17 protein-coding genes are annotated in these 16,984 nt (G+C 66.3%); 8 read left to right on the top strand and 9 right to left on the bottom strand.

Features of this window, described 5'->3' with window-relative positions:
- Genes mnmE through C8J43_RS03890 form a run of 5 tightly spaced genes read left to right on the top strand, consistent with a single transcriptional unit; the run spans nucleotide 1 to nucleotide 5,463 of the window.
- Nucleotides 1-1,278: a tRNA uridine-5-carboxymethylaminomethyl(34) synthesis GTPase MnmE gene (gene mnmE / locus C8J43_RS03910; RefSeq protein ID WP_133029780.1), complete on the top strand. Its 1,278-nt coding sequence runs from the start codon at nucleotides 1-3 to the stop codon at nucleotides 1,276-1,278.
- A gap of 54 nt (nucleotides 1,279-1,332) precedes the next feature.
- Complete coding sequence (gene mnmG / locus C8J43_RS03905; protein WP_133029779.1) at nucleotides 1,333-3,168, top strand: tRNA uridine-5-carboxymethylaminomethyl(34) synthesis enzyme MnmG; 1,836 nt, start codon at nucleotides 1,333-1,335, stop codon at nucleotides 3,166-3,168.
- Nucleotides 3,165-3,785, top strand: a complete 621-nt coding sequence (gene rsmG / locus C8J43_RS03900) for a 16S rRNA (guanine(527)-N(7))-methyltransferase RsmG (protein ID WP_133029778.1) — start codon at nucleotides 3,165-3,167, stop codon at nucleotides 3,783-3,785. Before mnmG ends, rsmG begins: the two co-directional genes overlap by 4 nt.
- Complete coding sequence (locus C8J43_RS03895) at nucleotides 3,782-4,564, top strand: AAA family ATPase (protein WP_056064325.1); 783 nt, start codon at nucleotides 3,782-3,784, stop codon at nucleotides 4,562-4,564. The genes rsmG and C8J43_RS03895 overlap by 4 nt, the downstream gene beginning before the upstream one ends.
- Nucleotides 4,561-5,463, top strand: a complete 903-nt coding sequence (locus tag C8J43_RS03890; RefSeq protein ID WP_133029777.1) for a ParB/RepB/Spo0J family partition protein — start codon at nucleotides 4,561-4,563, stop codon at nucleotides 5,461-5,463. The genes C8J43_RS03895 and C8J43_RS03890 overlap by 4 nt, the downstream gene beginning before the upstream one ends.
- Nucleotides 5,464-5,742: 279 nt before the next feature.
- Here C8J43_RS03890 and holA read toward each other — a convergent pair whose 3' ends face one another.
- Genes holA through C8J43_RS03870 form a run of 4 tightly spaced genes read right to left on the bottom strand, consistent with a single transcriptional unit; the run spans nucleotide 5,743 to nucleotide 10,398 of the window.
- Entirely contained in the window at nucleotides 5,743-6,762 is a 1,020-nt protein-coding gene (gene holA / locus C8J43_RS03885) for a DNA polymerase III subunit delta (RefSeq protein WP_133029776.1), read from the bottom strand.
- Complete coding sequence (gene lptE / locus C8J43_RS03880; protein ID WP_133029775.1) at nucleotides 6,759-7,289, bottom strand: LPS assembly lipoprotein LptE; 531 nt, start codon at nucleotides 7,287-7,289, stop codon at nucleotides 6,759-6,761. The genes holA and lptE overlap by 4 nt, the downstream gene beginning before the upstream one ends.
- Nucleotides 7,286-9,955 (bottom strand): leucine--tRNA ligase, encoded by a 2,670-nt coding sequence (gene leuS / locus C8J43_RS03875; RefSeq protein WP_133029774.1) that lies wholly within the window; start codon nucleotides 9,953-9,955, stop codon nucleotides 7,286-7,288. Before leuS ends, lptE begins: the two co-directional genes overlap by 4 nt.
- 11 nt (nucleotides 9,956-9,966) lie before the next feature.
- Nucleotides 9,967-10,398, bottom strand: coding sequence for a DUF3576 domain-containing protein (locus C8J43_RS03870; protein WP_056053843.1), 432 nt, complete (start codon nucleotides 10,396-10,398; stop codon nucleotides 9,967-9,969).
- A 313-nt stretch (nucleotides 10,399-10,711) separates the two neighbouring features.
- Here C8J43_RS03870 and C8J43_RS03865 point away from each other — a divergent pair, with 313 nt between their 5' ends.
- Nucleotides 10,712-11,419 carry a hypothetical protein gene (locus tag C8J43_RS03865; protein WP_183129138.1) on the top strand — a complete coding sequence of 236 codons (708 nt, stop codon included), beginning with the start codon at nucleotides 10,712-10,714 and terminating at the stop codon, nucleotides 11,417-11,419.
- 49 nt (nucleotides 11,420-11,468) lie between these two features.
- Here the strand turns inward: C8J43_RS03865 and C8J43_RS03860 are convergent, their stop codons facing one another.
- Complete coding sequence (locus tag C8J43_RS03860; RefSeq protein ID WP_133029773.1) at nucleotides 11,469-12,023, bottom strand: thiamine phosphate synthase; 555 nt, start codon at nucleotides 12,021-12,023, stop codon at nucleotides 11,469-11,471.
- A gap of 58 nt (nucleotides 12,024-12,081) precedes the next feature.
- Between C8J43_RS03860 and C8J43_RS03855 the strand changes: the two genes are divergently transcribed.
- Both C8J43_RS03855 and C8J43_RS03850 read left to right on the top strand, forming a co-directional pair.
- Nucleotides 12,082-12,756, top strand: a complete 675-nt coding sequence (locus C8J43_RS03855) for a YggS family pyridoxal phosphate-dependent enzyme (RefSeq protein ID WP_133029772.1) — start codon at nucleotides 12,082-12,084, stop codon at nucleotides 12,754-12,756.
- On the top strand, nucleotides 12,753-13,433 hold the full coding sequence (locus tag C8J43_RS03850; RefSeq protein ID WP_133029771.1) for an HAD family phosphatase: 681 nt from the start codon (nucleotides 12,753-12,755) through the stop codon (nucleotides 13,431-13,433). Before C8J43_RS03855 ends, C8J43_RS03850 begins: the two co-directional genes overlap by 4 nt.
- A gap of 136 nt (nucleotides 13,434-13,569) precedes the next feature.
- Here C8J43_RS03850 and C8J43_RS03845 read toward each other — a convergent pair whose 3' ends face one another.
- The 4 genes from C8J43_RS03845 to C8J43_RS03830 form a co-directional block, all read right to left on the bottom strand.
- Nucleotides 13,570-14,052: a YdcF family protein gene (locus C8J43_RS03845; RefSeq protein ID WP_165899539.1), complete on the bottom strand. Its 483-nt coding sequence runs from the start codon at nucleotides 14,050-14,052 to the stop codon at nucleotides 13,570-13,572.
- A gap of 29 nt (nucleotides 14,053-14,081) precedes the next feature.
- A complete protein-coding gene (gene ribA / locus C8J43_RS03840) occupies nucleotides 14,082-15,128 on the bottom strand; it encodes a GTP cyclohydrolase II (RefSeq protein WP_133029769.1) in 1,047 nt (348 codons plus the stop codon).
- Nucleotides 15,125-15,907 carry an exodeoxyribonuclease III gene (locus tag C8J43_RS03835; RefSeq protein ID WP_120300828.1) on the bottom strand — a complete coding sequence of 261 codons (783 nt, stop codon included), beginning with the start codon at nucleotides 15,905-15,907 and terminating at the stop codon, nucleotides 15,125-15,127. Before C8J43_RS03835 ends, ribA begins: the two co-directional genes overlap by 4 nt.
- 343 nt (nucleotides 15,908-16,250) lie before the next feature.
- A complete protein-coding gene (locus tag C8J43_RS03830) occupies nucleotides 16,251-16,880 on the bottom strand; it encodes an outer membrane lipoprotein carrier protein LolA (RefSeq protein ID WP_133029768.1) in 630 nt (209 codons plus the stop codon).
- Between the last annotated feature and the right edge of the window lie 104 nt (nucleotides 16,881-16,984).

Below are 16,984 nucleotides of genomic sequence, written 5' to 3'. Positions count from 1 at the left end.
GTGAAGACGATCTTCGCGGTATCGAGCGGACGGCCGCCAGCGGCGATCGCCGTCGTCCGGGTGAGCGGGCCTCAAGCGTTTGCCTCGGCTGAGGCGTTGGCGGGACCGTTGCCGGTGCCGCGCCATGCGAGCCTGCGGGGACTGCGGGACACTGATGGCGCGCTTCTAGATCGCGCGTTGGTCATCGTGTTTCCGGGACCGGCGACGGCGACCGGCGAAGACCTGGTCGAGTTTCATTGCCACGGTGGCCGCGCGGTGATCGCTGCGGTCGAGCGTACGTTGTCGGGGATGCCCGGTTTGCGGCACGCCGAGCCGGGCGAGTTCACGCGTCGTGCGCTGACCAATGGCCGCATCGACTTGACCGAGGCGGAGGGGCTCGCCGATCTTCTCGAAGCCGAAACCGAGAGCCAGCGTGTCGCGGCGATGACCGCGGCGGAGGGTCGCGTCAGCCAGGCCGTCCGCGGCTGGATGGACTCGGTCGCGATGCTGTCCGCGCGGATCGAGGCGATGCTCGACTTCGCCGACGAGGACGACGTTGCGAGCGATACTGCCGCGTTCGAAGCGATCGTCGCGGAGATGGACGCGCTCGCTGCTGACATCGAGGCGGTGGTCGACGCCCCGCCGGTCGAGCGGCTGAAGGATGGCGTGGGCGTCGTCATCGGCGGTCCGCCGAACAGCGGCAAGTCGACGCTGCTCAACCTGCTCGGCGAGCGCGATGCGGCGATCGTCTCACCGATCTCGGGAACCACGCGCGACCGGATCGATGTGCCGGTGATGCGGAACGGTGTTGCCTATGTGCTGACCGACACCGCCGGTTTGATCGATACGCTCGACCCGATCGAGGCGATCGGCGTCACCCGTGCGGAAGGTGCGCTCGCCGCAGCGGACATCGTGATGTGGCTGGCCGATACCGCGCCGCCCCGCGCCGATGCGATCTGGATCCATGCGCGCGCCGATCTGCCGGGGCGGGGAGAGTTGCCCGCCGACCGGACATTGGCGGTCTCGCAGAACGACCGCGGATCGCTTGATTCATTGTGGGATGAACTGCATCGGCGAGCGATTACGATGCTGCCGCGTGGCGATGAGATCGCATTGAAGCAGCACCAGCGCCGGCAGTGCGCTGCGGCGGTAGAGGCTCTTCGGTATCGAAGCTTGGACGCGCTTATCCTTGCGGAGCACCTTCGACAGGCGCGTGCCATCCTTGCTGGCGTGCTGGGGCTGGATGCGACCGGGGAGATGCTCGATGCGCTGTTCGGGCGTTTTTGTATCGGGAAGTGATGTTCCACGTGGAACATCTTTGACGCGTCGGTCGTGGCGTTCTACGGCCGTGACATGTTCGATGTAGTGGTGGTTGGCGGTGGCCATGCCGGAACCGAAGCCGCGGCCGCGGCGGCGCGAAGGGGCGCGCGTACCGCGCTCGTGTCGTTCGACGCTGCCCATATTGGCGCGATGTCGTGCAATCCGGCGATCGGTGGGCTCGGTAAAGGGCACATGGTTCGCGAGGTCGACGCGTTCGACGGGCTGATCGGTCGCGCTGCCGATGCGGCTGCAATCCACTATCGCATGCTCAATCGCAGCAAGGGTTCGGCGGTGCAGGGGCCTCGGGTTCAGGCCGATCGCCGTCTCTATTCCGGTGCGATCCAGGCGATGCTTGCGGCCACTGAAGGGCTATTGATCGTCGAGGGCGAGGCTACGGCGTTGCACTTCGACGGCGATCGCGTGGCGGGTGTCGTGCTAGCTGATGGCGCGATCGTGGCAGCACGAGCGGTCGTGCTGGCGACCGGCACGTTCCTGGGCGGACGTATTTTCCGGGGTGACGATCGCGAAGAAGGGGGCCGGATCGGGGAACGTGCCGCTAAGCCACTCGCGGACCAGCTGCGTGCGCGGAACCTGCCGATGGCGCGGCTGAAGACGGGGACGCCACCGCGGCTCGATGGGCGGACGATCGATTGGGGCGCGCTTGCCGAGCAGCCGTCGGACGTCGATCCCTGGACGATGTCGCCGATGACTCGCGCGCGGCCGCTTCCGCAGATCGCGTGCGCCATCACGCGTACGACCGATCACACTCACGCGATCATTCGCGACGCGTTTCATCAGTCGCCACTGTTTACCGGGGCGATCGAGGCGGCGGGGCCGCGTTACTGTCCGTCGATCGAGGACAAGGTGCATCGGTTTGGCGACCGCGACGGGCACCAGGTTTTCCTCGAACCCGAGGGTCTCGACGATGCGACGGTCTATCCGAATGGGCTGTCGACGTCGCTGCCGGTCGAGGTTCAGGCGGCGATGCTGGCTAGCATTCCGGGGCTCGAGCGCGTGACGATGACGATGCCGGGTTATGCGGTCGAGTATGATTATATCGATCCGCGGGCGCTCGATACGCGGCTTGCGCTAGGCGCGATCGAGGGGGTGTTTTGCGCGGGGCAGATCAACGGCACGACCGGGTATGAGGAAGCGGCGGGGCAGGGTCTGGTCGCAGGGCTGAACGCCGCGGCGTATGCGTGCGATCTGGCGCCGGTGATCCTCGATCGCGCGTCGAGCTATCTCGGGGTGATGATCGACGACCTCACGCTACAAGGGGTGACCGAGCCATATCGGATGCTGACCGCACGCGCTGAGTTCCGGCTGTCTTTGCGCGCGGACAATGCCGAGACTCGGCTGGGCGGGATCGCGGAAGCGGCTGGCTGTCTTGGACTGGAGCGGCTGGCGCATCAGCATGCACTGGCCGAGGACCGTGCTCGTTTCCGCTCGGCACTCGACTGCGAGCGGACTGCGACCCATGTAGCCGATCAGGGCGTTGCGATTGGTCGGGACGGGGCACGGCGGACTGCGTTCGACTGGCTCCGGTTCGAGGGCGTAACGCTCGCGCATGTCGCGCCGGATTCGGCGACGGGCATCCCGACCGCAGTCGTTGACGAAGTGTTAGAGGACGCGCGCTACGCTCCGTATATCGAGCGGCAGGCGCAGGAGGTCGCGCGGTTGCGGGCCGACGAGGCGATCCGTTTGCCGGAGGACCTTGCCTATGATCGCGTGCCGGGCCTTTCGAACGAGATGATCGATCGCCTAAGTGCTGCGCGGCCGACCTCGCTGGCGGCAGCGGCGCGGGTGCGGGGGATCACCCCGGCGGCGTTGTCCGCGGTATTATTGCATACGAAACGAGTGCCAGCATGACCGAAGACGACGCACAGAGCTGGACGACCGAGCGGTTCGGGGCGGCAGCGACCGAGCGCTTGAACGCGTTCGTGGCGATGGTCGTCGAGGAAGCGCCGCACCAGAATTTGATCGCGCCGTCGACGATCCCGACGATCTGGGATCGGCATGTGGTCGACTCGCTCCAGCTCGTCGCGCTTGCAGGGGTGGATACGTCGGCGAAGCGCTGGCTTGATATCGGCACCGGCGGGGGGTTTCCCGGTATGGTCGTTGCGCTGGTTCGCGAGGGTCCGGTCGATCTGGTCGAGCCCCGGCGCCGTCGTGCGGACTTCCTTCAGCTGTGTGTCGCTCGGCTTGGCCTTGGCGAACAGGTCCGCGTTCATGCTTCGAAGGTGGAGAATGCGACCGCGGACGCGTCGATCATTTCCGCTCGTGCGGTTGCGTCGTTGCAAAACCTTTTGCGTGGCGCGGCGCACTGCGCCACAATGGAGACGCGGTGGTTGCTTCCTCGGGGGCGTTTCGACGAGGAGGAGCTGGCCGCGCTCAAGCAGCATTGGCGGTTTATGTTCCACGTGGAACAAAGCGTCACGAACCCGGAGTCGTCGATCGTGGTTCTGGATCGGGTAAGCGCGCGATGATCACCATCGCGGTCGCCAATCAAAAGGGCGGGGTGGGCAAGACCACCAGCGCCATCAACCTCGCGACCGCGCTTGCCGCTACGGGGATGCGCGTGTTGCTGGTCGATCTCGATCCGCAGGGCAACGCGTCGACCGGGCTTGGCATCGGCCATTCGCAGCGCGAGCGGTCAAGCTACGACGTGCTGGTCGGCGAGACGTCGATCGAGGACGCGGTGGTGCATACGCGCGTGCCACGCCTCGATATCGTGCCGGCGACGGTCGACCTGTCGGGCGCGGAGATAGAGCTGGTCGATTTCGACGCGCGTACGCACCGGCTCGATCGCGCGGTGAAGGCGGCGCAGGGGCCTTGGGATATCGCGCTGATCGATTGCCCGCCGTCGCTGGGGCTGCTGACGATCAATGCGATGGTCGCGGCGGACTCGCTGCTGGTGCCACTGCAATGCGAGTTTTTCGCGCTCGAGGGGTTGTCGCAGTTGTTGAGTACGGTCGAGCGGATCCGGCAGCGGTTCAATCCTGGGCTGTCGATCCTTGGGGTTGCGCTGACGATGTTCGATCGGCGGAACCGGTTGACCGACCAGGTCTCGGCGGACGTTCGCGCCGTGTTGGGCAAGGTCGTGTTCGAGACGGTGATCCCGCGCAACGTGCGACTGTCGGAGGCGCCAAGCCATGGGTTGCCAGCCTTGATCTACGATCATCGGTGTTCGGGGTCTCAGGCTTACATTGCTCTGGCCCGTGAGCTCATCGGGCGGCTTCCGGCAACTGCGCAGGTTGCGGCATGAGCGACGGTAACAAACGTGGTCGCCCAGGGTTGGGCAGGGGTCTCAACGCACTGCTCGGCGAGATGGCGCGCGAGACGCCGGTGTCCGCCGATGGTGCATCGGCACCGCAATCATCGGGCGTGCGGATGCTGCCGGTCAGTTCGCTGTCGCCGCATCCCGATCAGCCGCGACGGCATTTCGACGAGGCGATGCTCGACGAGTTGGCCGCGTCGATCGCGTCGCGCGGGCTGATCCAGCCGATCGTCGTGCGCCCGCATGGACATGATTTCCAGATCGTCGCGGGCGAGCGGCGTTGGCGGGCGGCACAGCGCGCGCGACTGCACGAGGTACCGGTCGTCGTTCGCGACTTCGACGATGCCGAGACGCTCGAGATCGCGCTGATCGAGAACATCCAGCGCGAGGACCTGAACGCGATCGAAGAGGCGCAGGCGTATCAGCGGCTGGCGGGCGAGTATGGGCATACGCAGGAGGTGCTTGCCAAGATCGTCCACAAGTCGCGCAGTCATGTGGCCAACCTGCTGCGGTTGCTGGAGCTGCCGGCACAGGTCCAGTCGCAGGTGGTCGATGGATCGCTGTCGATGGGGCATGCCCGGGCGCTGCTGGGGTCGCCCGACGTGGAGTCGCTCGCGGACGAGGTCGTGTCGCGTGGGCTGTCGGTGCGCGAGACCGAGAAGCTGGCGCGCGATGCGAAGCCTGGGCGGAGCCGGAGTGGCGGTGGGTCGTCCGAGCCTCGGGTGCCGGATGCAGATATCGCGGCTTTGGAGCGGCAGTTGGCGGACTTGTTGGGGTTGCAGGTGAAGGTGGCGCATACCGAGACTGGGGGGACGTTGACGTTGAGTTACTCGACGTTGGACCAGCTTGATATGGTTTGCCAACGGTTGACGGGCGGGGCAATCTAGGGCGCGAGCTCACTCTGAGCCATTTGCACCCCGCCCGTTCGTGCCGAGCGAAGTCGAAGCACCTGCGTACCGGACCATCCTTCGACTTCGCTCAGGACGAACGGGGGAGGGGGTGGGAGGACCACTAATCTCCGTCATCCCGGCGGAAGCCGGGACCCACGGTTGCGGTCCGCTTCGTTAGTGATCGCGCTCTATCCATGGGTCCCGGCGTGCGCCAAGATGGCGGAAGGTGTGTGGACGGTTATTAGATGGACATGCCCCGGCGAAGCGCACTCAAGATTAGTTTCGTCGGGCGATCGCTTGGGATAGCGCCACCACCGCTGCCTCCGCCACCACACCGCCAGCATTCCCCGACGCCATGATCGCCCGCTCGGCGGTTCGGACGCGCTGGATCGCGGTGGCGAGCATTACCGGCGACCAGCGGCGTAACGACCTAGCCGTGCTGGCCTCTTCCTTGAAGAACACGCGGTGGCGTTTCATCACAGCGTCGACCGCTTCGCCGCGGTCGATTTCGCCGCGCATGTCGGCGAGCGCGATCAGGCGGCGGACGAGTTGGCGGAGCCATGGGATCGGCGACGTGCCGGCTTCTTCGAGCACGGCGAGTTCGGCGCCGAGATCGTCGACCCGGCCTTCGATCACTGCGTCGATTGCGCGGCTCATTTCCGCATCGCCGAGGTCTGCGCCGACCGCGTCGAGCGCGTGGTGATCGAGGTCCGCAGGCCGATCGGGCGCCGCGTCCAGGTACAGCGCGAGCTTCTCGATCTCTCGCGACATGACGGCGCGGTCGCCGCCGGTCGTATCGACCAGGCGCCGCGCAACGCCGGGGGCGGGGCGGAGACCGTTCTCGTTGGCGATCGTCGTCGCGAGCCGTTCGGCGTCCTGCGCGGTCGGGGCGTAGCAGGCGAACGCCATCGCGCGCGGGGAGTCGATCGCTAGCTTGACGATCTTGGCGGTCGATTTGACGGTCGGGGCGATCGCGACGACCGGATTGCCGACGCGCTCGGCTGCGAGCAGGTTGGTGAAGGCTTCGAGGCTCTCCTCGCCCGCCGAGGCGACGCGGACGAACCGGGCACCCGCGAACAGCGATAGCGACGCGGCTTCGTCGGTCAGCCGGCCGGGGTCGCTCTTGAGCGTCGAGCCGTCGAGATCGACGCGTTCGGCATCCACGCCCATCGCCTTGGCGAGGAGGCGGGCAAGGTCGCTTGCGCCAGCCTCGTCGGGGCCGTGGAGCAGGTACAGGCGGATGTCGCCGCCCGGCTTGGCCAGCGCACCGCGGATCTGGCCGGCGCTGGCCTTCACTTGGCGGGCGTAGTCGCCTGCGCCGCAGCGACCGCGGGCGTGTTGCGTGCGTACAGCGCAACACGCGCGACGATCTGGTCGGCGACGATCTGCGACAGGCGTTCTAGTGCGGTATTCTCGGCGGCGATCGTCGCATATTCGGAGCGGACGACGTCGATGCCGGCGTCGGAGCCCGCGGTCGCGTCGAGCAGCACCGAGCCATCGCCGATCCGCACGAGCTGATAGCGCGCGCGCAGAGTCCGGCGTTCGCGCGAGACGCTGTCGTCGGTACGGACGCCGAGGCCGCTGATCTGGTCGTCGAGGCGGATGTCGATCCGGTAGAGTGCGGGCGCACCGTTCGAGGGCAGGCGGTCGCGCAACGCGGTGGCCATCAGCCAGCCGTTCTTGCCCGCGATCGGCGCGATCTCGACCTGGCCGAGCGCGCGCGCGACCGGGCTGCTGCTGCCGCCCGCGTAGAGTGGGTGCAGGCCGCAGCCGGACAGCGTGGGAGCCAGCGCGAGCGCGCCGAGGATCGCTAGGCGCTTCATGCGACGATGTTCACGAGACGGTCGGGCACGACGATCACTTTCCGGGGCGGCTTGCCCTCGAGCAGGCGGGCGATCTTCTCGGAAGCGAGCGCGGCGGCTTCGACCTCGTCCTTCGGTGCGCCCTTGGGGAAGACGAGCGTGTCGCGCAGCTTGCCGTTGACCTGCACCGCGATCGTGACCTCGTCGTCGACCAGCATCGCCGGGTCGACGATCGGCCAGGTGGCGTCGGCGATCAGGCCGTCATTGCCAGCGGTCGCCCAGGCTTCCTCGGCGACGTGCGGGACCATCGGGCTGACGAGCAGCAGCAACGTGCGGATCGCCTGGTCGCGGTCTGCGGAGGGCGCTGCCTTCTCGATCGCGCTGCACAACGAATAGAGCCGTGCGACCGCCTTGTTGAACTGCAAGGCATTGATATCGCTCTCGATACCGATGGTCGTGCGGTGGCAGAGTTTGCGCAGGGCGATGTCGTCGCCTTCGGCCTTGGCGGAATCATCGGACTCGATCAGGCGCCAGAGACGCTGGACGAACCGCCACGCGCCTTCGATGCCGGATTCGCTCCACGGAAGATCGCGTTCGGGGGGCGAGTCGGAGAGCACGAACCAGCGCACCGCGTCGGCGCCGTACTGGTCGACGATCGGCTCGGGATCGACGGTGTTCTTCTTCGACTTCGACATCTTCTCGACCCGGCCGACAGTAATGGGACTTCCCGTCCCAATCTCGACTAGGTTACCGTCTTGTCGCTCCACATCGCTAGGCGCAACCCAACGCATTGGTAGCCCTTCGCGAGCTTCATCGCCGCTCGTTCGCGCAATTGGAGTTTGATACGTCTCGTGCGTGACCATGCCTTGCGTGAACAGCCCGGCGAACGGCTCGGCGATGTCGAGCATGCCGATATGCTTCAGCGCGCGCGTCCAGAAACGCGCGTACAGCAGATGCAGGATCGCGTGCTCGACGCCGCCGATATACTGGTTGACCGGCAGCCATTTCTCCGCGCCCGTCCGGTCGAACGGCTTGGCGTTCGGCTGGCTGGCGAAGCGGATGAAATACCACGACGAATCGACGAATGTGTCGAGCGTATCGGTCTCGCGCCGCGCGTTCGCACCGCAGGACGGGCAGGGGACGTGCTTCCAGGTCGGGTGGCGATCGAGCGGGTTGCCGGGGATGTCGAACGAGACGTCCTCGGGCAGCACGATTGGCAGCTGGTCCTTGGGCACCGGTACCGCGCCGCACGCGTCGCAGTGGATGATCGGGATCGGCGTGCCCCAGTAACGCTGGCGGCTGACGCCCCAGTCGCGCAGGCGGAACACGGTCGTGCCCTTGCCCCAGCCTTCGCCCTCGGCACGCTCGATCACGACGCGCTTGGCGTCCTCGATGTCCATGCCGTCGAGAAAGTGCGAGTTCACGATCGTGCCGGCGCCGGTCCAGGCGGTGTCGCCGACAAACACGGGGGCCTCGTCATCGCCTTCGCTGACGACGCGCTTGACGGGCAGGTCGTATTTGCGCGCGAAATCGAGATCGCGCTGGTCGTGCGCGGGGACGCCGAACACCGCGCCGGTGCCGTATTCCATCAGCACGAAGTTCGCGATGTAGACGGGGAGGTGCCACGTCTTGTCGAGCGGATGCACCGCGCGGATGCCGGTGTCGAAGCCGAGCTTTTCCTGCGTGTCGAGTTCCGCCGCGGTGGTGCCGCCGCGCTTACAGAGCTCGATGAAGGCCGCGGCGTCGGGGTTCGTTTCGGCGATGGCGCGCGCGATCGGGTGATCCGCGGCGACCGCGACGAAGCTGGAGCCGAACATCGTGTCGGGACGGGTGGTAAAGACCTCGACGAATTCCTCCCCGGAACGGGGAGGGGGACCATCCGCAGGATGGGGGAGGGGGCTGTCAACGGGCGCTGCCGTATGTGGCGCGCCCCCTCCACCCCCGGCTTCGCCGGCGGTCCCCCTCCCCGTGCCGGGGAGGATTGCGAACTTGAACTGTAGCCCTTGGCTGCGGCCGATCCAGTTTTCCTGCATCAGCTTGACCTTGTCCGGCCAATGCTCGAGCGCACCCAACCCGTCGACCAGCTCGTCGGCAAAGTCGGTGATCTTCAGGAACCACTGCGACAGTTTCCGCCGCTCGACCAGTGCGCCAGAGCGCCAGCCGCGACCGTCGATCACCTGCTCGTTGGCGAGCACGGTCATGTCGACCGGGTCCCAGTTGACCGCCGATTCCTTGCGGTACACGAGCCCCGCCGCGAACAGGTCGAGGAACAGCGCCTGCTCGTGGCCGTAATAGTCGGGCTCGCAGGTCGCCAGCTCGCGCGTCCAGTCGAGCGCGAAGCCCAGGCGCTTCAGCTGCGCCTTCATCGTCGCGATGTTGGCGCGCGTCCAGGTGCCCGGATGCACGCCCTTTTCCATCGCCGCGTTCTCCGCGGGCATGCCGAACGCGTCCCAGCCCATCGGATGGAGCACTTCCATGCCCTTCATCCGACGGAACCGCGCGAGCACATCGCCCATCGTGTAGTTCCGGACATGCCCCATGTGGATGCGCCCCGACGGATAGGGGAACATCTCGAGCACGTACGAACGCGGCTTGGTCGACAGGTCGTCGGCGGCGAACGTCTTGCGCTCGTCCCAGACCTTCTGCCACGCCGCGTCCGCCTTCAACGCATTGAAACGCGACGCCATTATATCGGTCCTCAGCCCGCGATCGAGGCGCGGCGCAGGTCGCGGGCCTTGGTCAGGATGATGTCCTCGAGCTTCTGCGTGGTCGCGGCCTGGACCGGCGACGAGACCCACTGGCCGTTGCGGTTCACTTCGCGGAGTGCCGCGACGCGCAGCGCATCGGCGCGCAGATCCTGGTCGAGGATCGACACGGTGACCTTCATGCGCTCGGTCGGCGTCTGCGGATTGATGTACCAGTCGGTGACGATCACGCCGCCGTTGGAGTCGGTCTGGAGCAGCGGCATGAAGCCCAGCGTGTCGAGGCTTGCGCGCCACAGGTAGCTGTTGACGCCAATGGTGGTGATCTTCGACGCGGCGAGATCCGCCTTGGGACGTGCCGAACCGCCGCCGCAAGCGACAAGAGGCAGGGCAAACAGCACGACTGCGATACGCGAGCGGCGGAACATGGGCATCATCCTGGCAAGAAAATCAGCCCTTGCTCTACAGGCGAGCCCGCGCGCCCGCAAGCAGACGCGGGTATCCCAGCCATAGGGCTGAGCGAGCGCCGGACGGGACGATATTCGCGCGGCAAAACGAGTCGGTTAGGACCGATCCGGTAGCGCTAACGCAGCGATCTGTGTGCTGATTGCAACACTGTCCGACAAATCAGCGACGAAGAGGGCAATCCGCCGGGTCTGCGGCCTTTGCGGTGGATCAATTCGTGATAGACGCAGTTTCACGAGGATCCGATTACGGGATTCGAAGGACAGATTCGTTGTGATGACGCGTGGGGGAATTTTCGGGGTGGTTGCCGGGGCGCTTGTCGCCACCGCCGCAATCGTCGCGCCTGCCTTCGGCGCCAGCGAACAGCCCGCCCGTATCGCCAAGCACAACGTCGCCGCGGTTCGCGGTATCGGATCGTTTACGCCAGCCGCTGCGGACCCCCGCCTTGCCGCGATGTTCGCGCGCGGTGGCTTCGACGCCGGCAGCTTCCGCTTCACGCCTGCCGAAACGCGCCAGGACAACCGCGCGGTGACCGTTGCAGTGCGTGCGCAGACCAACCGCGGTATCGCGAACACGGCCAGCCTTGCTTCGACCACGCCGACCGTCGGTATTGCACCGATCGCGTATAACCTCGGCATGTCGGTCGGCTGGAAGCGGTTCGCGATCTCGGGCGACGTGAACAAGCTTGATCTGGGTGCTATGCCGGGTGGCCGTGAAGCGGCCGACCTCGCGGTGAGCTATAGCGCGAAGAAGTTCAGCGGCACTGTGAAGGCTGTAGCGGATCGTCCGCTCGCCAACGCACCGCACCTGGTCGAGGAAGCGCCGAGCTATTCGGTCGATGTCGGTGGCTCCTACGCCCTGACGCGCAGCCTCGCAGTGACCGCGGGAGTCCGGTACAGGTCTGACCGCGAGCGCTTCGTGAAGGTCGACGACGACCGTCGCGATAGCCAGGCCGTGTATCTGGGTACAGCCTTCCGCTTCTAGGCATCCGGTGGAGCGATGCTCGGCTTTCTTCCCGTCATCCTGACGAAAGTCAGGATCCAGTGCCATGAGATGCAGCGATCAGTAACCCTAGGTCCTGACTTTCGTCAGGATGACGGCGCACTGTAGGCATCCAGGCATCGATCGCGGCCCAGCCGTGGAAGCCGAACCGTCGGATGCGCCGCCAGCGCGACTCGTTCATTCCGCCGAGCGCGATCAGTGGTATCCCGAGTCCTCGTCCGATCCGCATAGCCTGCGCCGAGCCGATGCCGGCCGCACCCTGGTGCGATCGAGTGACGTGGATCGGCGACACGAACAGGGCAACTGCTCCGGCGCGCTTGCCAGCCAAGGCCTCGCTTCTCGAATGCGCTGGCCAGGTTCTGATCCCGTGAGTCTGTGCCCGACCATGCACGCCGTCCGCCGCGATCATAGACTTTCCGGCCACCACGACGACTAGCCGCCGCGAAAGTGCGATGCGCTTGACCCTCCGCAGCAACGTCCGCTGTTCCCGCTCAGGCGTGGCATAATGCCGAAACACCACGCCGGATCCCGGCGGCAACCGGCTGAGCGCACGCCACAAAGCGTTGCCCATACGCTCGTCGGTCATCAACCAGCGTGTGGGAATGGGGTTACGACGAGCCACGCCGCTGCCTATAGCGCGCCGCATGATTGCTGACGACACCACCAAATTGCAGGCCATCCGCAGCCGGATCGCCAAGGCCGCTGAGATCGCGGATCGCCGCGCGGACGACGTGACGCTGATCGCGGTCTCCAAGACGCATCCGGTCGAGGCGATCGAACCGCTGCTCGCCGAGGGCCAGCGCGTTTTTGGGGAAAACCGTGTGCAGGAAGCCTCGGAGAAATGGCCGGCGTTGCGCGAGAAATATCCCGACGTCGAACTGCACCTGATCGGCCAGCTCCAGTCGAACAAGGCAGCCGAGGCGGTGGCGTTGTTCGACTCCATCCACGCGGTCGATCGCCCGTCGCTGGTCACCGCGCTGGGGAAGGCGATGGCGGCGAGCGATCGTCGGCCGGACTGCTTCCTCCAGGTCAATATCGGCGACGAGCCGCAAAAGGGCGGCTGCGCGATCGCGGACCTGCCCGCGCTGATGGAACAGGCGCGCGCCGCCGGCCTGCCGATCGCCGGGCTGATGTGCCTGCCGCCCGCGGACATCGAGCCGGCGCCATATTTCGCGCTGCTCGCCAAGCTTGCGCGCGATCACGGGCTGACCGGCCTCAGCATGGGCATGTCGGACGATTTCGAGACTGCGGTGACGATCGGCGCGACTCACGTCCGGATCGGCAGCGCGTTGTTCGGCGCAAGGGGGACGGGCGCATGAGCATACCGGTTCGGTTCGATGCGCTGCTGTTCGACTTCGACGGTGTGCTGATCGACAGCGAAGCCGTCGGCAACCGCCACATTGCCGAATGGCTGACGGCCGCTGGTCACCCGACCACCGCAGACGAGTCGATGGCGAACTTCATGGGGCTCGCCGGGCCGCAGTTCATCGATGCGATCGAGCGCTGGATCGACCGGCCACTGACCGAGGACTTCTACGCCGCTCGGGAAGCTGAGGACGAGCGCGTATTGGCGGCGGGGGTCGACGCGATCGACGGCGCGGTGGCGTTCGTCCGCTCGCTCCCTGCCGACCTGCCCAAGGCGATCGTGTCGTCTAGCCCGGTCTCGTGGATCGCGCGTCATCTGGAGCATATCGGGCTGCGCGATGCGTTCGGCGACCATCTCTATAGTGGGCGGGAGCATGTGACGAACGGCAAGCCGGCGCCGGACCTGTACTTGTTCGGGGCGCGGCAGTTGGGCGTCGATATTGCGCGGACGGCGATCCTCGAGGATTCCCCTGTGGGAGCGACTGGGGCGGTAGCTTCGGGGGGCTATGTCATCGGCTTGTCGGCGGGGTCGCATTGCAATGCCGAGCATGGTGCGCGGCTGAAGGCGATTGGTGTCGACGCGCTGGCGGAGAGCTTCGCCGACGTGACCCGGTTGATTGAAAGCATTTGATCGGAGCCTTGGGGTCTCCTGCCTTCTTGTGCTCCTGCGAAGGCGGGGGCCCAGTCTGGGTCCCCGCCTTCGCGGGGAAACAAACTAGACGACGGCCAAGGGTGCTCCGCTCGACCAGCGTGGAGGCGATGGTCGCTTAGCCCGCCCGCTTCCGCTGCCAGATCGCACCGATCCCCGCGACCAGATCATACGGGATCGCCGCCGCTTCCCGCGATCGCATTTTGAGCTGGTACCGCCGGCTCCCGCCGTGCGGCACGTGGATCGCGCTCGCCGGCATGCCCAGCATCGCGAACAGCATCCGGATGCGCGGTTGGTGATAGCCGTCGGTGCAGATCATGCACTGCGCGTACTCGCCCGAGCGTGCGAACGCGGTCGCGGCGACGACGCTTTGCAACGTGTCTACGCTGGCCTGGTCGAGATGTATTCGCGACCGGTCGACCGTCTCGGCCAGCACATCCGCCATCACCGATGCTTCCGAAGGGCCATGCGCCCCCTTTGCGCCGGAGCAGAACAGGTCCGCATCGACGTAGCGCGCCGCCGCCGCCGCTGCGAACGCGATACGACGGGCGAGGGTGGGGCTGGGGCTGCCATCGGGACGAACGGCCGCGCCGAACACCACGATCAGGCGCCGTGAGGGTGGGATATCGGTCAGAACTGGTGCCCCGTGCGGTCGCGCTTGGTCGCGAGATACTGGGCGTTATGCGGGTTCGAGGGGAGGAAATGCGGCACGCGTTCGATCACCGTCACGCCTGCGGCTTCGAGCCCCGCCACCTTGGCGGGATTGTTGGTCAGCAACCGTACCTCGCGCTGGCCGAGCAGAGTCAACATCCGCGCCGCCACGCCGAAATCGCGCGCATCGACCGCAAAGCCGAGCCGCGTGTTCGCGTCGACCGTATCGAAGCCCTGGTCCTGCAATGCGTACGCCCGCAGCTTGTTGACTAGGCCGATCCCGCGACCTTCCTGCCGCAGATACAGCAGGATACCCCAGCCGCTCTGCTGGATCGCGTGGATCGCGGCGCGCAGCTGCGGCCCGCAATCGCATTTGAGGCTGCCGAGCACGTCGCCCGTCAGACACTCGCTGTGGAGGCGGACGAGCGGCGGCTGGCCGTTGGGCTGGCCGATCAGCAGCGCGATGTGCTCGTCTGCGCTTTCGGGGCTGCGGAACGCGACGATTTCCGCATCCTCCGCGCCCTCGACCGGAAGCCGTGCGCGCGCCGCGAGCGTCAGGCGGTTCGCGTCTTCGTGTGCGTCGATGTCCGCAGTGGTTATGTCGACTTCGGGTTCGCCGGTGCCGAGGAAGAAGGCGGGCAGCAGTCCGGCAATCCTCGCTAGGCGTAATGCGGCGGCCGCTGCTTCGGGATCGGTTACCGGGAGCGTACGGAACGGACCTTTCAATGGCGTCGCCAAGTCGAATTGCGGATCGGCCAACGCGGTAGCGGCGGCGAAGTCGATCCAGGGGGGGCGATCGACGAGTACGGGCTCGGTCGGATCCGCCGCCGCGAGCTGGTTCGCGAGCTTCAACGTTGCCGCGCGCCCCGACGAGATCAGCACGCCGCCATTCGCCTCCGGATCGAACGCGGCCAACCGCTCAGCATCCGCCGTCTCGACCGCGAGCAACACCAGCCCCTCGATCGAGATCGGCCAGCCACGTCTGAGCGCATCGACCGCGCGGGCGGCGGCGCGAGGGTTGCTCAAAACGCGAACTCGGTCATGATCGGGACGTGGTCGGACGGTTTGAGCCAGCTTCGGCAGCGTTCGTAGACGTGGTGCGACACCGCGGCTTCGGCGGCCGCACCGGTCGCCCACATGTGATCGAGCCGGCGGCCGCGATCCGACGCGGCCCAGTCCTTGGCGCGGTAGCTCCACCATGTGAACAGGCGGGCGGGGGCAGGGTGGAAGCGGCGGCCGAGATCGACCCAGTCGCCTGCCGCCTGCAACTTGCCGAGCGCCTCGACCTCGATGGGGGTGTGACTGACGACGTCGAGCAACTGCTTGTGGCTCCACACGTCCGATTCGAGCGGGGCGATGTTGAAGTCGCCGACCAGGATCGTGGGGCCGGGCAGCGTTTCGGACCAGGTCGTCATACGTTCGATGAAGTCGAGTTTCTGGCCGAACTTGGGGTTCACCTCGCGATTGGGGACGTCGCCGCCGGCGGGGACGTAGACGTTCTCAAGCCGGACGCCGTTCTCCAGCCGGACGCCGATGTGGCGCGCCTCGCTGTTCGCCTGCCAGTCGAATCGGTCGTCCTCGACGATCGGCACACGGCTCAGGATCGCGACGCCGTGGTGCATGCGCTGGCCGTGCAGGACGATGTGTTCGTAACCCAGTGCGCGGAACGCCTCCAAGGGGAAGTCGCCGTCGATCACCTTCGTCTCCTGCAGGCACAGGATGTCGGGCTGCTCGTCGCGCAGAAACTGTTCGACGATGGCGATCCGGAAACGGACCGAGTTGATGTTCCAGGAGACGATCTTCACGAGCGCGATGTAGCGTTGCCTTGGGGTGGGGACAAGGAACGCTGCTGGGGGTGGGAAGAAGGTGAGAAGTTAGAAGGCGCCATCGGCAAAGCCGCTGTCGTCGACCGGGCTTGGCCCGTCGGCCGCGCTTGAGCGAGTTAGGAAAATTGATTTTCCTGCCGCTCTACGCGAAAGACCCCCGCTCCGGGGGCATGGAGCGAGGGCCAACTCAGCGTTCGTCACGCAGGCAAGAAATGGGGAAACCATCCGGGCAACAGGGGGAAAAATCCCGAATGCCCCACATCCGCAGGCCACTCTCTAGGGGGCCGAACCTGTCGCTTGCATGAATGACACCGATTTTATGTTACTTTCTTACACCCGTGCGGCGTGGATCGTTCCAGCGGAAGGTGTTGTCGCTGACCGGTTCGCCGAACTTCTGGTTGGTCAGGCGGATCGTCGTGCGGTTGTTCTGGCTGTCGAGCGCGACCCAGCCCTGCAGCATCAGCCCGCCCGGCGCGGTCGCGTTGCGGACGAACACCAGCGTGATCCGGCCATATTCCGGGTGCTTCGGATCGTTCGCCTCGACCGACACGATCCGCTGGTCGTAGCCGGGGACGAGCTTCGCATAACGCGTGATGTCGCGGGTCGGATCGAGCAGCACGCCCAGCGGCGAGTTCTTGATCGGCCAGCGCTGCACCTGCTTCACCGAATAATCGATGAAGGTGAGCGCGCCGCCCTCGGCGACGATCAGGATCGGCACGCCTTTCTCATACTGGAAGCGCAGCTTGCCGGGCTTCTTCAGCGTCAGCACGCCGGTCAGCACCTTGCCGTTGCGATCCGCCTGCGAGAAATTCGCGGTCATCGTCTCGACGGATTGCAGGTGCTTCTGCACGGCGGCCAAGTCACCGGTCGCCTGCGCGGCGATCGGCGAGGGCACGGCAACGACGGACAAAGCGGCGATCGTCGCGATCACCACGGGGCGGGTATTGAACATCGAAATCTCCTTGGCGCGGACCGTTGCCCGCGCGCGCTTGAACCGCCACTGAATTCGATGTGCGGTCACTGCACAACCTGCATCCGTCATCCTGACGAAAGTCA

The organism is Sphingomonas sp. PP-CE-1G-424, from assembly GCF_004341085.1.
Classification (GTDB): Bacteria; Pseudomonadota; Alphaproteobacteria; order Sphingomonadales; family Sphingomonadaceae; genus Sphingomonas.
This window is presented reverse-complemented; position numbering and strand designations above follow the sequence as displayed.

Coding starts and splice junctions, on each gene's coding strand:
- leuS (WP_133029774.1), bottom strand. CDS start 9,955: ATGGCGTCGCGTTTCAATGCGTTGAAGGCGGACGCGGCGTGGCAGAAG.
- C8J43_RS03870 (WP_056053843.1), bottom strand. CDS start 10,398: ATGTTCCGCCGCTCGCGTATCGCAGTCGTGCTGTTTGCCCTGCCTCTT.
- C8J43_RS03850 (WP_133029771.1), top strand. CDS start 12,753: ATGAGCATACCGGTTCGGTTCGATGCGCTGCTGTTCGACTTCGACGGT.
- C8J43_RS03830 (WP_133029768.1), bottom strand. CDS start 16,880: ATGTTCAATACCCGCCCCGTGGTGATCGCGACGATCGCCGCTTTGTCC.
- C8J43_RS03855 (WP_133029772.1), top strand. CDS start 12,082: ATGATTGCTGACGACACCACCAAATTGCAGGCCATCCGCAGCCGGATC.
- C8J43_RS03865 (WP_183129138.1), top strand. CDS start 10,712: ATGACGCGTGGGGGAATTTTCGGGGTGGTTGCCGGGGCGCTTGTCGCC.
- rsmG (WP_133029778.1), top strand. CDS start 3,165: ATGACCGAAGACGACGCACAGAGCTGGACGACCGAGCGGTTCGGGGCG.
- lptE (WP_133029775.1), bottom strand. CDS start 7,289: ATGAAGCGCCTAGCGATCCTCGGCGCGCTCGCGCTGGCTCCCACGCTG.
- C8J43_RS03895 (WP_056064325.1), top strand. CDS start 3,782: ATGATCACCATCGCGGTCGCCAATCAAAAGGGCGGGGTGGGCAAGACC.
- mnmG (WP_133029779.1), top strand. CDS start 1,333: ATGTTCGATGTAGTGGTGGTTGGCGGTGGCCATGCCGGAACCGAAGCC.
- C8J43_RS03860 (WP_133029773.1), bottom strand. CDS start 12,023: ATGACCGACGAGCGTATGGGCAACGCTTTGTGGCGTGCGCTCAGCCGG.
- C8J43_RS03890 (WP_133029777.1), top strand. CDS start 4,561: ATGAGCGACGGTAACAAACGTGGTCGCCCAGGGTTGGGCAGGGGTCTC.